Raw genomic sequence first — 21,956 nt, 5'->3', positions numbered from 1 at the left:
CTCACGCCATTGCTCGCGGGTTCGATGTACTCGACTCATAGTGCTATCACCTTTTAAGATAAACCTGGTGGTAGCCTATGGTTTCAAACTATGGCTGAATAGGTGTGGTTGACGTTACGCTTACCTTTCGACACCTGCACAGCGTTGAGATCAATTGTTGTTTTAAAGCTTAAGTTCCTGCTTTCAGCAACCAACCGACTTATAATTAGTTGTACCCTGCTTACGTAACTTTCAGTGCAAGGTTGTTGTTCAAGTAACTTGATAAACTCCTTCTGCTTATTGCTCATGCTGTTTCCTTAAATCATCCAAGTAATCAGCCCAAGCTTGCATCATCTCTCTTCTTCGACTCATAAGCTTGGCTTTGTTGTACGCAGCTTCAACCTTGTCTCTTTTAACGTGCGCTAATTGAAGCTCTACAATATCTGATTCATAACCAAGTTCACGTAAGTGCGTACTGGCTGTGTGCCTAAAGCCATGCGAAGTCACGTACCCTGAACCAAACGGTTCGCCTGTATTTGGATTAATGAGACGCTGCAGTGCTTTAGTCGTAGTGTTTTCACTCAAGCCCTTGTTGATTCCTTTAGTAGCAACAAAAACTAGTTCTTTTTTTCCAGTAAGTTGCTGAATGTCCCTTAATATCTCAATAGCTTGGTTTGCTAATGGCACATCATGTGGTTTGCGAGACTTCATCTCACTCGCAGGAATCCGAATTAGCTTGTCCTCAAAATCAACATACTCCCACTTAAGAAATCGAATATTTCGGGGGCGTAAGAATACCAATGGCATTAACTTGAGCGCTTGAGTGACGGCATAGTCTTGCCTTGAGCGGGGGTTATGTATCTGGTGCAGGAGTGACGCCAGCTCTTTCTCATCCTGAATATTACCGAAGTTTTGATCTACTCCCTTTCTTCGTTTGGGAAGCAACGTAGCAACTCCTGCAGCAGGATTAGTATCTATTAATCTGAGTATTAATAGCTCATCGTATATACGTTTAAGTACACTTGCCAAACGGACAGCAGTCTCAACTGCACCTCTATCACTAACCTTCTTAAGAATATCGAAGATCTCAATCGTAGTGAATTGCCCCATTGGCTTCTTATCCATATAGGGATAAAGATTTTTTTCGATCCGTTGTCGAAGATCTTTTTCAGTAGTTTCGGCCAAGTTAAGTTTCGATACCCACTCTTCTGCATACTGACTGAAGCGTTTAGAGTTGTGGCTGTCTTGTATTCTCAATTCATCTCTATGACTCTTTGGATGTATTCCCTTATCAACGAGCTTGCGAGCTTCCATATGTAGCTCTCTCGCTTCCTTTAGACTATGAAGTGGGTACTCTCCAATAACGTAAGTTCCACGAGTCCCATCAATACGATAATCGTACTTAAACGCCTTATATCCCGTTGGTTTCACTTGTAAGTAGAGACCGCCACCATCAAATAGCTTGTAGACTTTAGACTTTGGCTTGGCATTTTTAATTTGAGCCTGTGTTAATGGCATGATGCCTCCAAACGAAGTTATCGAACCGTCAAAAAAACCGTCAAATATTGTTGCTAGTATAAGACGATAAAGACTAACTTGGAAGCTTGCATGCCTTTACCTATTGAATAATAAGGGATTATAAAGAACAAATGAGACCGACTGGATTTAAGTATGAAGTTCTCCCTATCCGCCATTATTTACGAAGAACCCGCTAATTTAGCGGGTTTTTTCGTATTTTCGGCGACGTTTATCTTGCGGCACTACAACTTTTGCCCCAATTTCTCACTAAACACTCGAATTCGTTGGACGCCCACTAGCATTAAACAGGCCGCAATCGGCCAAGCAATATAGAACGCGGTCCACCAACGACCCAAAAAACCTTCGCCTAAACCCGTATTAATCCAAGTAATGACAAAGGTCATAAAGAACGCCATATAGAGGCTCATGAAAAATGGAAACACTGCTTTTTTCACTACTTTTCCCTTCTTTTGAACGTTAATTGCCGACGTTTACGCCACAACAACCATCACCACCAACGTTGTGATAACCGCTAGTAAAATATTCAGAACAAAACCTTCGCGCGCCATTTCTTTAATCGATACTCGCTCAGAGGCAAAGACAATCGAGTTCGGCGGCGTGGCTACCGGCAGGCAAAATGCGCAACTACATGCAATCGCAGCGGGGATCATAAGCACTTCTATCGGCAGTCCAGTCGCGGTCGCTGTTGCTGCTAGAATAGGCATCAGCAATGTGGCGGTTGCTGTGTTGGACGTGACTTCCGTTAAAAATGAAACACTTAGCGTGAGTAAAAAGACAAGTAGCCAAATCGGCATGCCGCCCAACTGGCTCAATGCTGCACCGATAATTTCGCCGAGGCCACTTTGCATAATACCGGCGGCCAAACAAATACCGCCAGCGAATAACAAGAGAATTCCCCAAGGAATATCAACAGCTTGCTCCCATTTCAACAAGCGACCACCGCTGCCGTTGCTGACTACAAACATGGCTACAACACCGGCCAAGGCAACCGTCGAGTCGCCAATATTTGGCATACCAACTAAGTTAGTCCAGCCGCCGAAGGGCTCGGTGCGGAATACCCAAAGGAAAATGACCACGCCGAACACCGCCAATACGCGTTTTTCGTAGGTTGTCATGGTGCCGGTTTTCGGTAAAGTGAGTGGCGACGTCAACGTTAAACCGCGCGTTAACCAGAAGCCGATAACCGGTAAACCGAGCAGCACCATCGGAATCCCGATCGTCATCCAGCGGGCGAAACCAAAGGATTCGCCAGCGATATTTTCATAAATAGAGGCAAAAATAAGGTTTGGTGGGGTGCCTATGAGTGTCGCAACTCCGCCTAACGACGCCGAATAGGCTAAACCGAGCAGTAAAGCGCGTTGAAAACGATGGTCGTCGCAGGCCTCTGCTAAGGCCAAAGCAACAGGCAATAAGGCGAGCACTGCAGCGGTATTCGATATCCACATCGACAAAATGGCGCTCGCCAGCATGAACGACATAACCAGTCGTCGGCCGTCATGACCGCCAACCCAGCCGACTAGATTCAATGCGATACGCCGATGTACGCCGCTGACTTCAACGGCCTTCGCCAACATGAAGGCGCCCATGAAAAGGATAATGACGTGGTCGCCAAGGGAGCGGCTCGCTTCTTGGAACGTGAGAATGCCGCCAGCGGGGAGCAACACAAAAGGTAACAGCGAGGTTACCGGCAGCGGCAACGCTTCTGTAATCCACCACCATGCCACCCACACCACGACCGCCAATGTCCATGCCGCCGGCGCAGGCATGTTAGCCATCGTCGCCACTCCAAGTGCCACGGCCGCTACCACCGGCCCTAGCGCAATATGACTCACCGCCATGTGTCCACCCTTATTATTCTTCTCATTCCAGCTACGACCCCGAATCGCATTCCAGCCCCGGTCCCGAATCGCATTCCAGCCCCGGTCCCGAATGCCATTCCAGCTACGGTTCACAATGGTGCACGATATCCGTGATTCGCGCAATTGTTGATCTACGTCATCATGCCGCAGTCAGGTGCAGCTATACTGTCAATATCCCAACAAAGTAGAGGGTTTTACGATGAGTATTTGGAAGGAATTTTTCTCTGATCCAGTGTTATTTTTCTCGTTCACTGGCTTAGCAATTTTAGTTGCGATGATGGTGTTCTACGCGATTTTCTTTGTTATCAAAACAAAGAACGGCGACTAATCTCGCGACAGGCTAAGAGCTGGCAGCTACGCCAGCTCTCATAGTCGCCCGTGTGCCGCATTCCAGCCCCGGTCCCCAATGCCGCATTCCAGCCCCGGTCCCCAATCGCATTCCAGCTACGGTCCCGAATGCGTGCAATGCGCGACCTAAAAACTAAAGCCGGTCGCTTTCAAGCGGTCATTGCGCAGGCGCTTGCTGCCGCGCGGGCCAATCTTGTCGCTACGCGGCAATGTTTTCAGCAACGCTTCCGCGTCTAAATCTAACTCGCTCGCTAAACGACGAATATAGTCGTCGCCCTGCAACGGCTCGTCTTCGGTCGCAATATACAGCGTTTCTAATTCAGCACCCATAAAGTGCTGCAACGCCAAGTGCTGTAATACCAACGCTAAGTCGTCGGCATGAATTCGGTTCGCCCAAGCTGGCGTAATTGTATATTCGCCGCGCTGTAACGCCGCATACATACGCTCGCGACCCGGACCATAAATGCCCGAAGCACGCACAATCACGTACGGCATGCCAACTTCTGCAACGACTTCTTCGGCGCGCAATAGCTGTTGCCCAGTCGCCGAATCTGGCGTCGCTGGCGTTGATTCATCCACCCAAGACCCGTCACGCACGCCCCACACACTGCTACTCGACACGTACATCAACAACGGCGCTTCGTCTTTACGCAGTGCATGCCACGCGGTCGCTAACGCCTGCATGGGCTTCACGTATCCAGTCGCATAGCCAGCCTCGGAATAGTCCGTCGGCGTTAAGGTCACCACGACCAAATCACACGGCTCAGACAACAGCTGCGCCCACGTTTCCACTTGGGAAACATCACCGGCAACCAGCTGCACTTCCGGCAACAATTCCGCGCGCTCTGGCGAACGGCGCACACCCGTCACTGCAAAGCCTAAATCGATTAACAAAGGTGCGACGCGGCTAGCAATATCGCCATAACCAATCAACAACGCACGCGGCTGCTCATCATCCGGCTGCCCCGGATCATAGTCATGGTTATGCTCGTCCTCGAACGAATCCGAATCCACATGCGAATGCTTTTCTACCGACATACAAATTTCCTTCTAAAACGACAAACGGCGACCGCACGCAAAAGCATCCGATCGCCGCCAAAATTCTTACCCACAAACTTATGGACGTAAGGATTTCGCGAAATCTAACATCCGGTTCAACGGCTGCATCGCCCGCTCTGCCAACGCCGCATCGACATGAATCTCATGCTTCGCGCCGCCGTGCAACAAGGCGTCCTCAATAGCCACCAGGCCGTTCATCGCCATCCACGGGCAATGTGCACAGCTGCGACAAGTTGCGCCGCTACCGCCGGTTGGGGCTTCAATAAAGTGCTTCTCCGGCGACAGTTGCTGCATTTTGTAGAAAATGCCCTTGTCGGTCGCCACAATGAACCGCTCGTTTGGCATGGTCTGGCTTGCTTTGATCAACTGCGACGTCGACCCAACTGCATCGGCCATCGCCACCACTGAATCTGGCGACTCCGGGTGCACCAAAACCGCCGCATCCGGGTACTGATCTTTCAGCTGGCGCAACGCATTGGCTTTAAATTCGTCGTGCACAATACACGCACCCTGCCACAACAGCATATCGGCCCCGGTTTTCTTCTTCAGATAACCGCCCAAATGACGGTCCGGCGCCCATAAAATCTTCTCGCCTTCCGCGTCCAGGTGTTCAATCAACTCGACCGCAATCGACGACGTTACCACCCAGTCAGCCCGCGCTTTAACGGCCGCTGAGGTATTCGCATAAACCACCACCGTATGGTCTGGATGCTGATCGCAAAACGCACCAAACTCTTCAGCAGGGCAGCCAATGTCAAGCGAACAGGTCGCTTCCAACGTTGGCATTAAAACAGTTTTTTCCGGCGTCAGGATTTTTGCGGTTTCGCCCATAAAGCGCACACCGGCCACAATTAAGGTTTTCGCCGGGTGGTGAGCACCAAAACGCGCCATCTCAAGTGAGTCGGCAACACAGCCTCCGGTTTCTTCCGCCAATGCCTGAATTTCAGGATCGGTATAATAGTGCGCAACCAGCACCGCGTTTTTCTCCGCTAATAATGCTTTAATGCGCGCCCGGTAGGCGTTCTTTTCCGCTTCCGAAAGCGGTTTTGGCTTTGCTGGCCATTCAAAGTCCAACGCGGCAATCACTTCTTGAGTCATGGTCCTTCCACATCCGAAAATGGCAAATGGGGCAGTATTATAGCGTAACCTTGCGAGCGTATCATCGATATTGGGTTTTAATTCCGAAATACAAGGTCATACGCAGCGTGCGAATTTATTGCCAAGATATAAGGTTACGAAACTTAAGGGAAAAAGGTTTTACTAGGGGAAGATGGTGGGTCGTGCAGGATTCGAACCTGCGACCAATTGATTAAAAGTCAACTGCTCTACCAACTGAGCTAACGACCCATCTTTTGGGAAATTTTTGAAAGTGGTGGGTCGTGCAGGATTCGAACCTGCGACCAATTGATTAAAAGTCAACTGCTCTACCAACTGAGCTAACGACCCACTTTCAAACGTTGCTGATTTGCCTCTGCAACGGCGGCACATTTTACTTAATTATCGCCTCGATGCAAGAAGCAATTCCGTCTAATTCGGATTTTTTTTGGAAAAATGGTGCTTTCGACCAATTAATGACCTAAACCACGATTTTTGCAACTTTTCCTTAACGTTTTCGCAGTCTGCGCGCCTGATTGTGGACCGTAGCTGCAATCGCATTCCAGCTACGGTCCGCAATCGCATTCCAGCTACGGTCCGCAATGCGGAGCGGAACGAGAATCAGCGCAGCTGCTCTAGCTGCCGGGCGGCCATGCCCGCTTCGGTGCTGCCTGCGTATTCGCTGCGCACTTGCTCAAACAGGCGGCGTGCTTCACCGGCGTTGCCACGCGCTTGGGCGATCATGCCAAGCTTCAAAATACAATCGGCACGCTTATTCGAGTCACGGAAATCGTTCACCACGCGCTGAAAATGCGGGACGGCTTCGTCGTAATTCTCTTGTGCATAGAACAACTGACCGAGCCAATAATGCGCGTTACCCGCGTATGAAGAATTCGGGTAGGCCTGCAAGAATGCCTGAAACTCTGGGATAGCTTGGTCATAACGGCGGTCTTGTAGCACGAGTCGCACCGCGCGATCATACGCTTGGTTCTCACTGACGTTATCGGAAATTTGCACCGGCAAAGTCGGTACCGAACCCGAACCACCTGCACCAGAGCCACCAGAACCAGCTCCACCCGCTCCAGCAAGGCCAGAGCCTGAACCAGCACCACCAGAGCCCGCAAACCCAGAACCTGACCCCGCACCACCGCTGCGAATTTGCTGCGACAAGCGGTCAAGCTCTTGGTAAATATCGCGCTGACGCTGAACAATTTGGTCCAGCTGGAATGCATGCTCTTCGGTCATCCCGCGCAATTCACTCAGCTCACGCTGCAAGCGACCGAGCTGTTCCATCATCGCCGTTTGCCCTTGCGTACGAGCCTCTAGCAAACGCTCTAGGCGGTCCAAACGCTGGCTGGCAGACTCATTGCTCTGTGCGCCACCAACATTCACCACCGGCGCCCCTTGTGCGAACGCCGCACTCGTGAAAGCTAATGCCAAAACCACGCCAGAAAGTTTAATGCGCGTCATCACCTGTTTCTCCCCTTCTTACTAACAAAAAAGGCGCACGCCGTGAGCGAAGCTCGCGTGCGTTGCGCCTTTCACAACTGCTGCAAAACTGCGAACAGCAATCTTAGTAAACTAATACCGCACGACGGTTTTGTGACCATGCGCGCTCGTTGCTACCACGTGCTAGTGGCTTCTCTTCGCCGTATGACACAGTGGTCATTTGTGAAGAAGAAACACCTAGGTTACGCAGGTAGTCAGCGGTTGCTTGGGCGCGACGCTCACCTAACGCAATGTTGTACTCTGGCGTACCACGCTCATCGGTGTGACCTTCGATCACGACGCGAGCTGATGGGTTACGCACTAAATAGTCAGCGTGTGCAGCTAACAACTCAGCGAACTCGCCACGTACTTCAGACGTGTCGAAATCGAAGTAAATAATGTACTCTTGACGCAACTCAGCGAAGCGCTGTTGACGCTGCTCTTCTGGGCTCAAAACGCGATCCGCTGCACCAGTCTCAACGCCACGACGGTCTTGACCGGTGGTTGTTGTACCGTCTGCAGTGGTGCTTGAAGTGTCGTCTGGCGCGCTTGAACACGCTGCTAACGCTAACACTGGAATTGCCACAACCATTGCTTTCACTAATTTAGATAACTGCATTATTGCCGTCCTGTCAGATAGTTTAAGTCGAACCACTTAATTAAAAACTGCTTAATTAAAACTTTTAATTAAAACTCTTACAAAAACGGAGACCATGCTGGCGCCTTCACCTCACCATCGCGTGATGGCAACCGCGCACGGAATCGACCATCCATCGACACCAAGGCCAGGACCTGCTTGTCCCGATACGTGGTGCTATAAATGATCATGCTACCGTTTGGTGCCACACTGGGCGACTCATCCAGAGACGTCTCAGTCAACACCATTAAATTCCCGCTGGGAAAGTCCTGCCGCGCAATATGGAAACGCCCATTTGCCCGATGCACGACCACCAGTCCATTGCCATCAGGAGTCACCACGCCACCGAGGTTTGCTTCGCCCTCGAAGGTGACGCGACGAATTTGCTTACTACTTAAATCCACCCGATACACTTGTGCGCGACCGCCTCGCTCTGAGGTAAAGGTCAGCGACTTGCCATCCGGTGTCCACGACGGTTCGGTATCAATCCGCCAGTGGTCAGTAATTTGTTCTAAACGGCGACTTGCAATATCCATCACATAAATATTTGGGGCGCCATCTTTCGACAGCACCATCGCCATTTTTGTACCATCCGGCGACCATGCCGGTGAACCATTAATCCCTTGAAAAGAGGTTAACTTTTCTCGACTAGTGGTGTAAATATCCTGGATGAAAATTTCTGGTCGGCCATTCTCAAAACTGACGTACGCGAGCTTATTCCCATCCGGCGACCAAGTCGGCGACATTAATGGCTCTGGAGAGCGTAGCAAGACGCGCTCATTATAGCCATCATAATCGGCAACCATGAGGTGGTATGGATTTTCGAGATCAAAATCAACATAAATATAGGCAATCCGCGTTAAGAATGCACCGCGCTCACCGGTTAAGGCTTCGTAAACGACATCCGAAATTCGGTGCGCATACTGGCGGAACTGGCCTTCACCAACCACCGACGTGCGCCCTTCAATAATGTGGTCATTGCTGTCAACCAGCTGACCGTCAACTAAAGCCTGCGCGCTACCACCGGTAATTTGGCCACGTAACGGGTCAATTAGCTCATAAGTCACTTGGTAGCGACCACCTGACAAAGGTGTCACTTCCCCAACCAGCATGGCTTCCACGCCTAAACGTGCCCATGCAGCATAGTCGCGTACATCGGCGTCTTTGCCCGGACGTGCAGGTAATTGATTATTGCTCACCGGCCCAAAGCGTCCACTGCGACGTAAGTCGGCAGCCACGATTTCAGCGAAGTTATACGGTGACTCACCTTCACCACGAAACTGGAACGGTACGATCGCAATTGGCCGCGCACTGTCTTGCCCTTCAGTGATCACAATCTCCAACGCTGTCTGTGCCTTCGCACTCGGCATCGCGCTGATTGCGACGAATATCGCCCCTATGGTCCAAAAGACAAGTTGCTTCAACTTCATCATGGTTACCCTACTCCAGGTTCAAACTTATAATTGTGGCTCAACGCGTAAACGGATATTGCGCAATTGCTCGGCGACGTCCGGGTCGTCTGACATCGGCAAGCTACCTGCCCGCAATACTGCTGCCCGTGCCGATTCACACACCGCACGGTCACCTTCCCCAACAGTCACGTTGGTGACAAAACCCGTACTCGCCAAACTGATATTCAGAATACACGACTTCCCGCGCATCGACGAGTCGACAATCCAATTCCGTTGAATAGTTTGGCGAATCAACGCCTGATAGCGTTCGACTTCGGTTAAGACCCGCTGCTGCCGCGCTCGGTTCCGAGCCGCTTGTTCTTCAGCTAAGCGTTCTTGTAACTGGCGTTCCCGTTCCGCCCGCTCGCGTGCTTGGCGCTCAGCTTCTAAGCGCTCTTGCTCACGGCGCTGGCGTTCCGCTTCCGCTTGCCGCTCTTGTTCCTGCTGCTGACGTAACCGCTCTGCCGCTTGCTCGCGTTCACGTTCAGCGCGTTGTGCTTCTTCTCGAGCTTGCCGTGCTTGTGCTTCGGCTTGTTGACGCTCGCGTTCTTGGCGTTCTCGGTCGCGTTGTACTTGTGCTGCGCGTTCTGCTTCGCGCTGGCGCAATTGCTCGGCTTCGCGCGCTCGACGCTCTAATTCAGCAACGCGCTGTTCTTCCGCTCGACGTTGGGCGTCACGCTCTTGCTGCAAGCGTTCAACTTGCGCTTGCACCTGGGCTTCGTCCACTGCCACCGCTTCGACAATATCAACATCTGGCGTCGACAACATCGGCGAGTCTTGCAAATTAGGCGCTGGCGTATACGCCATGCTAATCGCAAACACTAAAATCATGACCACATGCAAGCCAGCCGAAACGCCAAAGGCCTTCCAGCTAATGCCAAAAATTCCTGCCTGCATTCCCGCTTTCGCATGTTTAGCAGACTTAGTAGTCTTAGCAGACTTCGCAGCAGTAACCTGCTTCTCGCTCATGATCTTACTCCGGCGGCTGGGTCATTAAGCCCACCTTTGGTGCACCTGCTCGTTGCAATAACACCATCAATTGTACCACTTGCGCATACGCAACGTTACCGTCGCCACGCACAACCACAGGAGTTTCTGGGTCCATGCGTAAGTGAGCAGCCACTAACGTTGCCACATCCACAGCCGACATCGGCTGGTCTTGGTTGTCGCCCAAGTTCAAATAATAATTTCCTTCGCGATCCACCGACGCCACTAACGGTTGGCGGCTATCTTCCGGCAATGGTTGCGCGTCTGCTTGCGGCAGGTCGACATCCACACCTTGAGTGATCAGCGGCGCCGTCACCATGAAGATAATCAGCAACACCAACATGACGTCGATATAGGGCACCACGTTAATTTCTGACATGGCTTTGCGGCGTTTGCGCGCAATAAAGGCTTCCATCGTCCGCCCTCCTATTCCTGCCCGTCAGTCTGGGCAGCACTGCTGCCAAACGTTTGCCGTTGCAAGATGCCAGTAAATTCTTCAGCGAAGTTAATGTAGTTGCCGTCAATTGCAGCCACTTGATTCGAAAACTTGTTGTAGGCAATAACCGCAGGAATTGCAGCAAACAAGCCCATGGCCGTCGCGATCAAAGCTTCGGCGATACCTGGCGCAACCATTTGTAAGGTCGCCTGCTGTACGCTACCCAGCGCGATAAAGCTATTCATAATCCCCCACACAGTTCCGAACAGACCAATGTACGGACTAATCGAACCAATCGTGGCGAGCACGCTCAAGTGCGTTTCTAAGCGTTCCATTTCGCGGCTATGAGCAACTCGCATGGCGCGCTGAGTTCCCGACATCACTGAAAGTGAATCCATTGTCCGCAGCTGGCGTAAACGCGCATACTCGCGAAAGCCGGAGTGGAATAAATGCTCAGCGCCCTGAATTTTATTGCCTTTAGCACTGACTTCTTTGTAGAGCTTGGCAAGGTCAACACCCGACCAAAAACGTTCCTCGAACTTCAAAGCTTCAGTTTCTGCGCCCTGTAAAATTTTCCGACGTTGATAAATCAGTGCCCACGACAAAATAGACATTAATACCAACAAAACCATGACTGCTTGTACAAGTAAGCTTGCTTCTAAAAACAAGCCCCAGAAGGACATATCAGCTTCCACGCCCGAGTACCTCTATGATTGCGCCGGGAATTGCGACCGGCTTCATTGTTGCTAAATTGACACACGCTGCAGTCACAGTTGCAACGCATAAAACTTTTCCGTCTTGATTAAGCACTTCCTGCGTGCATTCGATAGATGCTTTGCGAATCCGTTGCGGCACCACAGTCACCGTCAGCTCGTCATTAAAACGTGCTGGTGCTCGGAGATCGAGGGCGACGTGTCTGACAACAAAACCGATATTTTGTTGCAACCAAATATCTTGTTCCACGCCAAAAGCACGCAACCATTCGGTGCGTGCCCGCTCACAAAATTTTAGGTAGTTCGCATAATAAACAATGCCACCAGCGTCGGTGTCTTCATAGTACACCCGAACCGGCCAGGAAAATTCCCCCAAACTTCGTTCCCCTTAAATTTTCCTCCGCAAACTGCAAGCTACTATACATGAGGTGTAAAAATAAATTAAGAGCCTTTCACTTTGCGGCAAACTTACAATTCCCTGCGTTATCCTCATTCCGAACCGTAGCTGGAATCGCATTCCGCGCGCCCGGTAGGGACCGTAGCTGGAATGCAATTAGGGACCGTAGCTGGAATCACATTCCGAACCGTAGCTGGAATCGCATTCCGAACCGGGGCTGGAATGCCATTCCGCGCGCCCGGTAGGGACCGGGGCTGGAATGCGAACACGCACCGCCAGCAAAACCTTGTTCGCAAGACTTTTATTTATCGATTAAAAAACAGGCGTATTTCATAAGTTACTGTTTTATATAGGGTTGCGTGGGTTTGTTAGTAATTTGTTGGTTGAAAAATAACCTTCACATTTCTTTAACACATTATATTTTCTAATGTAAATGCGCAGTTTTTCTCGTTTGAGACTGGTCGGAGAAGCCGTATAATACGCGGCATGTTCAGGGGGCAATCACAAGGTTCCTGCCTGACGAATGAATTTAAGGTAACGATTGTCGCGTTCCTTATTTTGAGAGCAGCTGCTCTCTTGTAGTTCCTGGATTTAACTTCCTCCTTGTTGTTGTTACAACTTCGCCCGCTCTCCTTGAGCGGGCTTTTTTTTGTCTCACGCTTAACCTATCGAACAAGCCAATCCCCAAACCATTTCACCAGCTCCTTACCAGCAGCAAACAACCAGCAGCCGCCAACTACTCTGGCTTCTGCAATCCGAAATGTTGATAGGCACGCTGAGTGGCAATCCGTCCGCGCGGGGTGCGCTGAATAAACCCTTGCTGAATCAAATAAGGCTCGAGCACATCTTCAATGGTATCGCGCTCTTCACCGATTGCCGCCGCAAGGTTTTCTAAACCCACCGGGCCACCGGTAAACTTCTCAATAATCGCTTCGAGCAATTTGCGATCCATATAATCGAAACCGGCTTTGTCGACATCGACCATGTTCAGCGCAGCAGCCGCAACTTCGGCGGTAATCGGCCCTGACGACTTCACTTGCGCATAGTCGCGCACGCGACGCAGCAAGCGATTGGCAATCCGCGGTGTTCCCCGCGAACGAGCAGCCACTTCACGCGCGCCATCCGCGGCCAATTCCATATTCAAATACGACGCCGAGCGCACCACAATCGATGTCAGCTCGTCGACCGAATAAAACTCTAAGCGCTGAACAATGCCGAAACGGTCACGCAACGGTGACGTTAAAGCGCCAGCCCGTGTCGTTGCACCGACTAAAGTAAAGGGAGGTAAATCGAGTTTAATGGAACGAGCCGCTGGCCCTTCGCCAATCATAATATCGAGCTGGTAGTCTTCCATGGCAGGGTACAAAACTTCTTCTACCACAGGACTCAAGCGATGAATTTCGTCAATAAACAAAACATCGTGGGGTTCTAAATTAGTCAGCAGCGCCGCCAGGTCACCTGCTTTCTCAAGTACGGGCCCAGACGTGGTTTTGATGCCCACGCCCATTTCATTGGCAATAATATTGGCAAGGGTGGTTTTTCCTAAACCCGGCGGACCAAAAATTAACACGTGATCCAACGCGTCTTCACGCCCGCGCGCCGCTTCAATATAAATATCGAGCTGCTCCACAACATGTTTTTGGCCAGTGTAATCGGCGAGGCGTTTCGGACGAATGGCGCGATCAATGACCTCGTCTTCACCGGTGGCTCGCGCCTGCACCGGTCGCTCTGGCATCATCGAATCAGCTTCAATCATCATCCGTCCTATTTATTGTTATCTATTTTTTGCGCCGTTATCTATTTTTTCGCGCCGTAGCACTTCATCAGCAGCCAGCGCCGCAGCCCTTAAGCAGTAAACCGCAGTAAACCGGAAAAACCCGCACCACCGCAAGCAAACCGCTACAACATCGACTTCAGCGCCGCGCGAATCATTTCTTCTGCGCTCATGCCATCGGCCGCGACTTTCTTCAAGGTATTCTGCGCCACCGCGTCTTTATAACCAAGAGCCACTAACGCACTTAAGGCTTCGTCACGCGCCGACACCACCACCGCAACCGGTGCTGCCGCAGCTACACCCGGCAAGCCCGTGTCAACCTGCGCTCCCGCAAAATCTTTCAAGCGATCGCGCATTTCCACCAACAAACGTTCCGCGGTTTTCTTACCCACGCCAGGAATTTTCACCAGCGTTGTTAAGTCGCCCTGCTGCACCGAATGAATAAACTGCTGCGCTGATAAACTCGACAAAATACCCAGCGCCATTTTCGGCCCAACGCCTTGCGCTTTGATCAACTGCCGAAACAGCGCACGCTCGTCTAAGGTGTTGAAGCCAAACAAAAGTTGCGCATCTTCGCGCACCACAAAATGGGTCCAGAGAGTGACCGGCTTGCCAATTTCTGGCAAGTCGTAAAAACAAGTCATCGGCACTTGTACTTCATAGCCCACACCCTGCACGTCAATCAACAGTTCCGGGGGCTGCTTTGCCGCAAGTATCCCTTGTAATCGTCCAATCATGGCTGTCCCATTGTTTTAATTATTTTCACCGCCCGCCCAAGCCAGCTCACGCCCAAGCCCAAGCAAACCAAGCCCCAAGCCAACTCAGCGCAACTGCGCCGACGTATGCAAATGACAAATCGCCACCGCCAACGCATCAGCTGCGTCCGCTTGCGGCATGCGTGGTAACTTCAGCATGTGCTTAACCATGTGCTGCACCTGCTCTTTCGCTGCACCACCGGTACCCACCACCGCCTGCTTCACCGCCCGCGCGGCATACTCATACACCGGCAAGTCGGCAATTGCAGCGGCAACAATCGCGGCGCCACGCGCTTGGCCAAGCTTCAAAGCCGAATCTGGGTTGCGCGCCATAAACACCTGCTCCACCGCAAACTCAGTCGGCTGAAACTGCTCAATGAGCTGCTGCACCCCATCATGAATCATCTTCAAGCGAGTCGCCAGCGCAATGTCGGTCGAACCGCCGGTGCGCGCCAGCTTAATACAGCCACTACCCAAATACGTCAGTTTGCCCGCCGACATTTGCACGACGCCGTAACCGGTAATCCGCGAACCGGGGTCGATGCCAAGGACAATGCGGGTCACCCATTAATCCTTACGTAAATCGATGCCCAACTCAACTAACGCAGCAGGGTTCGCCACACCTGGCGCGTCGGTTAACGGACACTGTGCCGTGGTCGTTTTCGGGAACGCAATCACGTCACGAATCGAGCTCGCACCCACCATCAACATCACCAAACGGTCGAGGCCAAACGCCAAACCTGCGTGTGGTGGCGCACCATACTTCAATGCTTCTAACAAGAAGCCAAACTTCTCTTGCGCTTCCGCTTCGTCAATTCCCAAAATACCGAACACCGCTTGTTGCATCGCATTGTCGTGAATACGCACCGAACCACCACCGACTTCACAGCCGTTTAAAACCATGTCGTAAGCATTCGACAGCGCAGCGCCCGGGTTCGCTTTCAACTCGTCAGCAGTCACGCCAATTGGTGCCGTAAACGGGTGGTGTAAGGCAAAATAGCCTTCGTCGGTTTCTTCAAACATGGGGAAGTCGACGACCCACAATGGCTTCCAGCTGTCTTCCACCAATCCAAAATCTTGGCCAAGCTTCAAACGCAATGCGCCCAGCGCTTCCGAAACCACCGTGCCACGGTCAGCACCGAATAACAAAATGTCACCGTCAGCCGCGTCAACCCGCTCCAATAACGCCTGAACCACGTTTTCTGGGAAGAATTTCAGTACCGGTGACTGCAACCCTTCAAGGCCAGCAGCACGGTCATTGACCTTCATCCACGCCAAACCTTTGGCGCCATAAATACCAACAAACGCCGTGTATTCGTCAATTTGCTTGCGGCTCAAGCTTGCGCCACCTGGCACTTTAATCACCGCAACGCGGCCTTTTTCGTCATTTGCCGGGCCAGAGAACACTTTAAAATCTACGTCTTTGACCAAGTCAGCCACGTCAACTAGCTCAAGCGGGTTACGTAAGTCTGGCTTGTCGCTACCGAAACGACGCATCGCTTCGCTATACGGCATAGTCGGGAAGTCACCAAGGTCGACATTCAGCATTTCGTTAAACAATGAACGCACCATGTCTTCGGTTAGCGCGCGCACTTGCTCGGCGCTCATGAAGGTGGTTTCGATATCGATTTGGGTAAATTCAGGCTGGCGATCCGCACGCAAGTCTTCGTCACGGAAACACTTCACGATTTGATAATAACGGTCGAAGCCCGACATCATCAGCAACTGCTTAAATAGCTGCGGCGACTGCGGCAACGCAAAGAACTTACCTTTATGCGTGCGGCTTGGCACCAAGTAGTCACGCGCACCTTCTGGTGTCGCACGCGTTAGCATCGGTGTTTCAATGTCCAAGAAACCTTGGCTGTCCATGTAGCGACGCACGGCACTGGCCACCCGTGCGCGGAACTGAATTTTTTCATTCATGTCCGGACGACGCAGGTCTAAATAGCGATAGCGCAAGCGCTGCTCTTCACTGACTTGTTGGTTGTAATCGATCGGCAACGGCGCCGAGCGGTTCAAAATCGTAATATCGTGCGCCAGCAATTCCACCTTACCCGTGGTCATGCGGTCGTTCACTTGCCCTTCTGGCCGCGCCCGCACTTCACCTTTAATTTGCACACAAAATTCTTGCCGCAATTTATTCGCTTCCGCAAACATGTCTGCCAAGTCTGGGTCGAATACCACTTGCAATAGGCCCGTGCGGTCACGAACGTCAGCGAAAATCAAACCACCTAAATCACGACGTTTATGAATCCAACCAGCGACGGTTACTTGATTGCCGAGCTCCTGCTCAGTGACTTGACCACAATAATGACTGCGCATGCTTCTTTGCTTCCACGTTGAAAATACGGTTAAAAATACGGTTAAAAGTACGAATTAAAAAATTGCGAAACGTTGGCATTGCCGTGGCCGCAGCTCACATCCAATACCGACTGAAATTCTAAAGGAAGTAGTATAAAGGACAGCGGGGGTTAAAGTCACCCTGAGTCAGGCATTCACGAACGAAGGTTAGCGCGCGTTACTATCGTCAGAGATCTCAGCAATCACAGGCCGCGCCATAAACACCCCATGCTTTCCTGCCTCTTTAACCTTATACATGGCATCATCCGCCGACGACAAGAGGTCATCAAGCGTGTCGCCGTGGTCTGGGAAAATCGCCACGCCAATACTGGCACCAATCGACGCCGGCCCTGATTCAAGACGGAATTTCTGCCCCAAGCGACGAACAATTTTCTCTGCCACCACAGTTGCTTGGTCCGTCGCATTAATGTCCGGCAGCATCACCAAAAATTCGTCACCACCATAACGCGCCACTAAATCAGACTCGCGCACAGCGTTTTTCAAACGTTTTGCCACTGCAATCAATAGCTCATCACCGGCGTCATGACCACGCTCGTCGTTAATCGCTTTAAAGCCGTCTAAGTCTATGAATAACAAGCCGAGTTTATTGCCATTTTCGCGATGCTTAGTCAGCTCTGCCGCAATACGCTCCAAAATGTGCGCGCGGTTTGGCAGCCCGGTCATACTGTCATGCATTGCCTGATAGCGAATTTCATCTTCACGCAGCTTCTGGCTTTGAATCTTGCGCCGTAAAATCACCAGCCTCATCAGCACAAAGCCAACTAAAACAATCACCCCAGTACTAAACAATAGCGCCCATCGCACTATCATTTCGCGCTGCACGCCACGCTCTATCTCCGGGTCGAACCAAGCTTCGAGAATCGCTTGACGCTCTGCTGGAGTAATCGACAAAATCGCGCGATCCAACAACGGCACCAATTCGGCATAATCCCGATGCACACCGACGCTGACAAAATCGCCTGGCTCATTGCGTAAAATATTCAACACCATGCCAGTTAAGTTTTGCTCGCGCACCCGGTTCATCAGCAGCGGCAGGCTATCTAAATACACATCAGCGACACCATTCAAAACCGCTGCGAGCCCATCTTCTGGGTTTTCCACCAACAGCAGCGTCATGCCGTCAATTTCTTGTATCTCTTCGAGAATCGAATAACTCTCGACCACCGCGACCACACGGTTACGTAAACCATTAAAACTATTGGCGCGCACCGGGTTTGAATCCAAGCTAACTGTCGCCCACGCCACATCCCAGTACGGCACTGAAAAACGGCTAAAGTTTAAGCGCTCCGCCGTGGGAGTCATGAACGAGAGCATGTCGATATCACGATTCTGCAAAGCATTCACGCACTGATGCCAGCTACCACAATCAACCCACTCATAACTAAAGCCAACCCGCTCAGAAAGCAGCTGAATCACGTCGACATCAAGCCCTACTGGTCGACCGGCTCGATCGCGAAAAGAAACCGGAGACGAGTCATCCGGCAAGCCAACATAAAGAATACCAGCCGCTTGTACCGCGGCTATTTCCGACGGTCGTAACGTGATCGCACGATCATGCTCAGCTAAAAACTCAAAGTCGAGTGCCTGCTCAATTTGCAACGGCCGAGACAACGCAATCACTTCATGCGCCACAGAAACGTCTGTTTCAGCGCCCACACTCGCGTCACACCACCAGGCGAGCACCGCTTGTTGTTGAATTGCAGAAGCAAATGACAAATTTTGGCCATTGCGCGCGATTTGGTCGCTGAATACCCGCAGCGTAAACTCAGGATAAGCACGCTGCAAACGCAGCCGCACACTCTCATTGGGTACTGCAATGACATAGTGTCGCAACGCATTTTCATTGTTGACTAAACCAGAAGTAACCAGACTATCAGCCACGCAGATTTGGCCAAATTCACCATCGCCCGAATCCGTCAGCGAACGTGCCTGCAACGGCTGCGCCAAGGCTAACAGCACCCACGCCAACAGCAACGCAATACACGTAAAGCGAAGAAAATAGGCAACAGTGGTCTGCAAACGCTGCTTCGGGTACAATTTAGTGGACTTCCTTTTTACAACCTGACAATTCACAACCTAAGACACATACGAACGTACATGAAACCAATACAGCCGAGCCAGCGCGACGCGGTCTACTCACAACCGCTCGACAAAGTCAGTGACTTTGCCTTTGACGCCAATGTCGTCAATGTGTTCCCGGATATGATCAACCGATCAGTGCCCGGCTACGCAAATATTATTCATACCATCGGCCGCTTGGCCGAACGCTACGTTCAAGCACACACCAAAGTCTACGACCTTGGTTGTTCCTTAGGTGCAGCAAGCCTTGCTGTCAAACAACATTGTCATCAGCCTGGTGTGGAAATTATTGGTATCGACAATTCCAGCGCTATGGTCGAGCGCTGCCAAACTTACGTCAATGCCTATCGAGGGGATACACCCGTGCAAATTCAATGTGCCGATATCACCGAAATCGAGCTCGAACCCTGCTCCATGGTGATTCTCAACTTCACACTGCAATTTGTTGAGCCAAAACTGCGCCAACAGCTTATAAGCCGAATTTTCGCACAACTATCACCTAATGGGCTACTGGTTTTGTCAGAAAAAATTCGTCATGACGACCCTTTGGCCGACGAATTACTTATCGATTTACATCACCAGTTCAAGCGCGATAACGGCTACAGCGAGCTCGAAGTCAGCCAAAAACGCGCAGCGCTTGAAAACGTCATGCGCATTGACACCCAGGCTATCCAAGAACAGCGTTTACGCGACGCCGGTTTCAGTACCGTGCAGAATTGGTTCCGCTGTTTTAACTTTGCCTCTTGGGTCGCTATTAAAGGTCAAGCTGATGAATAAACCCAGTGAATACAATAACTTTTACGCGACTCTTGCAGACAGCCCGCTTGCGCATTGGCTCGAAACCCTGCCTGCCGTGCTGCGCCAATGGCAACAACAACCGCACGGTGAATTTCACAAGTGGCAACGAGTCATTCAACAACTTCCTGCACTAACTGCTCAGCACATCGACCTTGCCCAGCAAGTGCAAATAGGCCTCGCCAACGAAGCCAATGCCGGCGAACAAGCTCGTATTAAAGGGTTATTGAAACAGCTCATGCCATGGCGCAAAGGCCCGTTCGACTTATTTGGCGTGCATATCGACACCGAATGGCGTTCAGATTGGAAATGGGACCGGGTTGCCCCACATATCAGCGACCTAACCGGCCGCACCGTACTCGACATTGGCTGTGGCAGTGGCTACCACCTCTGGCGCATGTTAGGCGCCGGCGCCGACCTCGCCGTTGGCATTGACCCAGGCGAGTTATTTGTCAGCCAATTTCGCGCCGTACGCAAATTCGTACCCGCCGAAATCGCCCAACGCATCGAGTTATTACCGCTTGGCATCGAACACATGCCAAAGTTACAAGCATTCGACACCGTCTTTACCATGGGCGTGTTGTACCACCGCCGGTCGCCCATCGATTTCTTGCAACAGTGCATCGACCAACTGCGTAAAGGCGGCGAGCTTATCTTAGAAACCCTCGTCGTCGACGGCGATCACACCACCGTCCTGGTGCCCGGCGACCGCTACGCGCAAATGCCCAACGTCTGGTTTTTACCCTCGTCAGCAGCCCTCTGCCACTGGCTCGAGCGCTTGGGCATGAAAAACGTCCGCGTCGTTGACGAATGCCTCACCACCACCGACGAGCAACGCGCCACCGAGTGGATGGAAAGCCACTCCCTCGCCGACTTCCTCGACCCCAACGATGCCAGCAAAACCATTGAAGGCTACCCCGCCCCCAAACGCGCCGTCTTCATCGCCGAGAAATAACCAAAACCTAGGCAATCCGTGATTGCCTCCTAATTCGCGCCGCCGTCTTCGCCGTCCCCGTCAGGGGCGTCTTGAGCAAACGACTTGCTCCGATTAAAGCGCTCAGCCGCTTTCGGAATATAAGGAATAGCCAGTGTCAGCGTTATCGGCTGTAACACCAACGGGTACAACAAGCCCACTGCAATTAACGCAATGATCTTCAAGGCAATACCCGGCACGTCCAACAGAATCCAAAACATCGCCACTAACAGAATTACTTTCAGCGTGTTCGCCAAGGCCTTGCGCTCAAAAGGCATATCACGCGCCGCCATCGCCACAATTTGCGCCCGCTCCAGCGCCGTAAACCCTTCTAACGCTTTAATTTTTTTTGGTGAAAAATAAATCATCAGCTTCTCTCCTCATTTTCACAAAAGTTTAGCAATTTCCGCGTAAACCCTCGCCCAATCGGGCGGGGATATAAACGGATAACTGCTCGCAGTTATGGATTGTTTTATACCAATTAACTGGTATTATATACAGTATGAATAAAGCCATTAAAGTGCGTATCTATCCAACACCTGAGCAGGCGGAATTTTTAAACCGTCAGTTCGGCGCTGTGCGCTTTGCGTACAACAAAGCTTTGCACATCATTAGCAGCCAGTACAAGCGTCACGGCCTGAAATTAAAGCCTAAAAAAGACCTCAAGCCGCTGTTGGCTGTTGCGAAGAAATCTCGCAAGTATCACTGGCTCAAAGATTTTGATTCGATTGCACTCCAGCAGGCATGTATCAATCTGGATAAAGCCTTTCAAAGTTTCTTTGATCCCAAACTGCCTTCTCGTTATCCCAAGTTCAAGCGCAAGCACAGCAGACAGTCCAGCTATCATTGCGTGAGCGTTGATTGTGGTGATGACTGGATTAAAGTGCCGAAGTTAAAACAGCCCATCAGAGCGCGTATTCATCGCAAGATTGAAGGAAAACTGAAAAGCATCACCCTGTCCCGTACCGTGACAGGTGAATACTATGCCTCAATACTGCATGAAGATGGGCAAGAAGCTCCTGCGCCCATTCAAAGCCTGAATGCTGCTCAAGTGCTCGGGTTGGATATGGGTTTAACATATCTTGCCATAGATTCAAACGGCATGAAAAAACCGAATCCACGCTTTTTGAAGAAAGCCAGTGCCAATCTGCGCCGAAAACAAAAAGCCTTATCACGCTGCAAGAAAGGTAGCAAAGGTCGTGCAAAAGCCCGACTTAAACTCGCTAAGGCG

The 21,956-nt window shown here is 51.2% G+C and carries 22 protein-coding genes and 2 tRNA genes; 4 read left to right on the top strand and 20 right to left on the bottom strand.

Annotation, left to right across the window (positions count from 1 at the left end; translation table 11 throughout):
• Window positions 1–276 precede the first annotated feature (276 nt).
• The 3 genes from CWE06_RS12100 to CWE06_RS12090 form a co-directional block, all read right to left on the bottom strand.
• Window positions 277–1,497, bottom strand: a complete 1,221-nt coding sequence (locus tag CWE06_RS12100; RefSeq protein ID WP_126794678.1) for a tyrosine-type recombinase/integrase — start codon at window positions 1,495–1,497, stop codon at window positions 277–279.
• Window positions 1,498–1,739: 242 nt separating this feature from the next.
• Entirely contained in the window at window positions 1,740–1,952 is a 213-nt protein-coding gene (locus CWE06_RS12095) for a DUF2798 domain-containing protein (RefSeq protein ID WP_198679102.1), read from the bottom strand.
• Window positions 1,953–1,988: 36 nt separating this feature from the next.
• Window positions 1,989–3,356 (bottom strand): SLC13 family permease, encoded by a 1,368-nt coding sequence (locus tag CWE06_RS12090; RefSeq protein ID WP_198679101.1) that lies wholly within the window; start codon window positions 3,354–3,356, stop codon window positions 1,989–1,991.
• Window positions 3,357–3,576: 220 nt separating this feature from the next.
• Here CWE06_RS12090 and CWE06_RS12085 point away from each other — a divergent pair, with 220 nt between their 5' ends.
• Window positions 3,577–3,705 carry a DUF3149 domain-containing protein gene (locus CWE06_RS12085; RefSeq protein ID WP_126794675.1) on the top strand — a complete coding sequence of 43 codons (129 nt, stop codon included), beginning with the start codon at window positions 3,577–3,579 and terminating at the stop codon, window positions 3,703–3,705.
• Between the two features lie 146 nt (window positions 3,706–3,851).
• Here the strand turns inward: CWE06_RS12085 and CWE06_RS12080 are convergent, their stop codons facing one another.
• The 16 genes from CWE06_RS12080 to CWE06_RS12005 form a co-directional block, all read right to left on the bottom strand.
• Window positions 3,852–4,763 (bottom strand): NAD(P)H-binding protein, encoded by a 912-nt coding sequence (locus CWE06_RS12080; protein ID WP_126794672.1) that lies wholly within the window; start codon window positions 4,761–4,763, stop codon window positions 3,852–3,854.
• 78 nt (window positions 4,764–4,841) lie between these two features.
• Complete coding sequence (gene nadA / locus CWE06_RS12075) at window positions 4,842–5,882, bottom strand: quinolinate synthase NadA (protein WP_126794669.1); 1,041 nt, start codon at window positions 5,880–5,882, stop codon at window positions 4,842–4,844.
• A 173-nt stretch (window positions 5,883–6,055) separates the two neighbouring features.
• Window positions 6,056–6,131, bottom strand: a tRNA-Lys gene (locus CWE06_RS12070).
• A 23-nt stretch (window positions 6,132–6,154) separates the two neighbouring features.
• Window positions 6,155–6,230: transfer RNA gene (locus tag CWE06_RS12065), tRNA-Lys, on the bottom strand.
• A gap of 270 nt (window positions 6,231–6,500) precedes the next feature.
• Window positions 6,501–7,349 (bottom strand): tol-pal system protein YbgF, encoded by an 849-nt coding sequence (ybgF, locus tag CWE06_RS12060; protein ID WP_126794666.1) that lies wholly within the window; start codon window positions 7,347–7,349, stop codon window positions 6,501–6,503.
• 103 nt (window positions 7,350–7,452) lie between these two features.
• Window positions 7,453–7,986, bottom strand: coding sequence for a peptidoglycan-associated lipoprotein Pal (gene pal / locus CWE06_RS12055; protein ID WP_126794663.1), 534 nt, complete (start codon window positions 7,984–7,986; stop codon window positions 7,453–7,455).
• A 77-nt stretch (window positions 7,987–8,063) separates the two neighbouring features.
• On the bottom strand, window positions 8,064–9,428 hold the full coding sequence (gene tolB / locus CWE06_RS12050; RefSeq protein WP_198679103.1) for a Tol-Pal system beta propeller repeat protein TolB: 1,365 nt from the start codon (window positions 9,426–9,428) through the stop codon (window positions 8,064–8,066).
• 33 nt (window positions 9,429–9,461) lie between these two features.
• Window positions 9,462–10,424 carry a cell envelope integrity protein TolA gene (gene tolA / locus CWE06_RS12045; protein WP_126794660.1) on the bottom strand — a complete coding sequence of 321 codons (963 nt, stop codon included), beginning with the start codon at window positions 10,422–10,424 and terminating at the stop codon, window positions 9,462–9,464.
• Between the two features lie 4 nt (window positions 10,425–10,428).
• Window positions 10,429–10,857 carry a protein TolR gene (gene tolR, locus CWE06_RS12040; protein WP_126794657.1) on the bottom strand — a complete coding sequence of 143 codons (429 nt, stop codon included), beginning with the start codon at window positions 10,855–10,857 and terminating at the stop codon, window positions 10,429–10,431.
• Window positions 10,858–10,868: 11 nt separating this feature from the next.
• Window positions 10,869–11,573 (bottom strand): protein TolQ, encoded by a 705-nt coding sequence (gene tolQ / locus CWE06_RS12035; RefSeq protein WP_126794655.1) that lies wholly within the window; start codon window positions 11,571–11,573, stop codon window positions 10,869–10,871.
• On the bottom strand, window positions 11,563–11,967 hold the full coding sequence (gene ybgC, locus CWE06_RS12030; RefSeq protein WP_126794652.1) for a tol-pal system-associated acyl-CoA thioesterase: 405 nt from the start codon (window positions 11,965–11,967) through the stop codon (window positions 11,563–11,565). Before ybgC ends, tolQ begins: the two co-directional genes overlap by 11 nt.
• Window positions 11,968–12,724: 757 nt before the next feature.
• Window positions 12,725–13,744: a Holliday junction branch migration DNA helicase RuvB gene (ruvB, locus tag CWE06_RS12025; protein ID WP_126794649.1), complete on the bottom strand. Its 1,020-nt coding sequence runs from the start codon at window positions 13,742–13,744 to the stop codon at window positions 12,725–12,727.
• Window positions 13,745–13,887: 143 nt separating this feature from the next.
• Complete coding sequence (gene ruvA / locus CWE06_RS12020) at window positions 13,888–14,499, bottom strand: Holliday junction branch migration protein RuvA (protein WP_126794647.1); 612 nt, start codon at window positions 14,497–14,499, stop codon at window positions 13,888–13,890.
• An 84-nt stretch (window positions 14,500–14,583) separates the two neighbouring features.
• Entirely contained in the window at window positions 14,584–15,081 is a 498-nt protein-coding gene (gene ruvC / locus CWE06_RS12015) for a crossover junction endodeoxyribonuclease RuvC (RefSeq protein ID WP_126794645.1), read from the bottom strand.
• A gap of 3 nt (window positions 15,082–15,084) precedes the next feature.
• Entirely contained in the window at window positions 15,085–16,839 is a 1,755-nt protein-coding gene (gene aspS, locus CWE06_RS12010) for an aspartate--tRNA ligase (protein WP_126794642.1), read from the bottom strand.
• Window positions 16,840–17,025: 186 nt separating this feature from the next.
• Complete coding sequence (locus CWE06_RS12005; RefSeq protein ID WP_198679100.1) at window positions 17,026–18,915, bottom strand: diguanylate cyclase domain-containing protein; 1,890 nt, start codon at window positions 18,913–18,915, stop codon at window positions 17,026–17,028.
• Between the two features lie 60 nt (window positions 18,916–18,975).
• Between CWE06_RS12005 and cmoA the strand changes: the two genes are divergently transcribed.
• Window positions 18,976–19,734, top strand: coding sequence for a carboxy-S-adenosyl-L-methionine synthase CmoA (cmoA, locus tag CWE06_RS12000; protein ID WP_126794637.1), 759 nt, complete (start codon window positions 18,976–18,978; stop codon window positions 19,732–19,734).
• Window positions 19,727–20,707, top strand: a complete 981-nt coding sequence (gene cmoB, locus CWE06_RS11995; protein WP_126794634.1) for a tRNA 5-methoxyuridine(34)/uridine 5-oxyacetic acid(34) synthase CmoB — start codon at window positions 19,727–19,729, stop codon at window positions 20,705–20,707. The genes cmoA and cmoB overlap by 8 nt, the downstream gene beginning before the upstream one ends.
• Window positions 20,708–20,736: 29 nt before the next feature.
• On the opposite strand, the gene CWE06_RS11990 is transcribed toward cmoB, so the two are convergent.
• Window positions 20,737–21,093 carry a DUF6170 family protein gene (locus CWE06_RS11990; protein WP_126794631.1) on the bottom strand — a complete coding sequence of 119 codons (357 nt, stop codon included), beginning with the start codon at window positions 21,091–21,093 and terminating at the stop codon, window positions 20,737–20,739.
• A gap of 134 nt (window positions 21,094–21,227) precedes the next feature.
• On the opposite strand from CWE06_RS11990, the gene CWE06_RS11985 reads away from it, so the two are divergent.
• On the top strand, window positions 21,228–21,956 hold a 729-nt coding region (locus CWE06_RS11985; RefSeq protein WP_133307003.1), incomplete at its 3' end, for an RNA-guided endonuclease InsQ/TnpB family protein.

This window comes from Aliidiomarina haloalkalitolerans, assembly GCF_003987315.1.
GTDB classification, from domain to species: domain Bacteria; phylum Pseudomonadota; class Gammaproteobacteria; order Enterobacterales; family Alteromonadaceae; genus Aliidiomarina; species Aliidiomarina haloalkalitolerans.
Note: the sequence above shows the minus strand (reverse complement) of the source record. Positions and strands in the feature narration are given on the sequence as shown.

Coding starts and splice junctions, on each gene's coding strand:
- CWE06_RS12100 (WP_126794678.1), bottom strand. CDS start 1,497: ATGCCATTAACACAGGCTCAAATTAAAAATGCCAAGCCAAAGTCTAAA.
- CWE06_RS12080 (WP_126794672.1), bottom strand. CDS start 4,763: ATGTCGGTAGAAAAGCATTCGCATGTGGATTCGGATTCGTTCGAGGAC.
- pal (WP_126794663.1), bottom strand. CDS start 7,986: ATGCAGTTATCTAAATTAGTGAAAGCAATGGTTGTGGCAATTCCAGTG.
- cmoA (WP_126794637.1), top strand. CDS start 18,976: ATGAAACCAATACAGCCGAGCCAGCGCGACGCGGTCTACTCACAACCG.
- ybgF (WP_126794666.1), bottom strand. CDS start 7,349: ATGACGCGCATTAAACTTTCTGGCGTGGTTTTGGCATTAGCTTTCACG.
- tolR (WP_126794657.1), bottom strand. CDS start 10,857: ATGGAAGCCTTTATTGCGCGCAAACGCCGCAAAGCCATGTCAGAAATT.
- cmoB (WP_126794634.1), top strand. CDS start 19,727: ATGAATAAACCCAGTGAATACAATAACTTTTACGCGACTCTTGCAGAC.
- CWE06_RS11990 (WP_126794631.1), bottom strand. CDS start 21,093: ATGATTTATTTTTCACCAAAAAAAATTAAAGCGTTAGAAGGGTTTACG.
- tolA (WP_126794660.1), bottom strand. CDS start 10,424: ATGAGCGAGAAGCAGGTTACTGCTGCGAAGTCTGCTAAGACTACTAAG.
- ruvA (WP_126794647.1), bottom strand. CDS start 14,499: ATGATTGGACGATTACAAGGGATACTTGCGGCAAAGCAGCCCCCGGAA.
- aspS (WP_126794642.1), bottom strand. CDS start 16,839: ATGCGCAGTCATTATTGTGGTCAAGTCACTGAGCAGGAGCTCGGCAAT.
- nadA (WP_126794669.1), bottom strand. CDS start 5,882: ATGACTCAAGAAGTGATTGCCGCGTTGGACTTTGAATGGCCAGCAAAG.
- CWE06_RS12085 (WP_126794675.1), top strand. CDS start 3,577: ATGAGTATTTGGAAGGAATTTTTCTCTGATCCAGTGTTATTTTTCTCG.
- CWE06_RS12090 (WP_198679101.1), bottom strand. CDS start 3,356: ATGGCGGTGAGTCATATTGCGCTAGGGCCGGTGGTAGCGGCCGTGGCA.
- ruvB (WP_126794649.1), bottom strand. CDS start 13,744: ATGATTGAAGCTGATTCGATGATGCCAGAGCGACCGGTGCAGGCGCGA.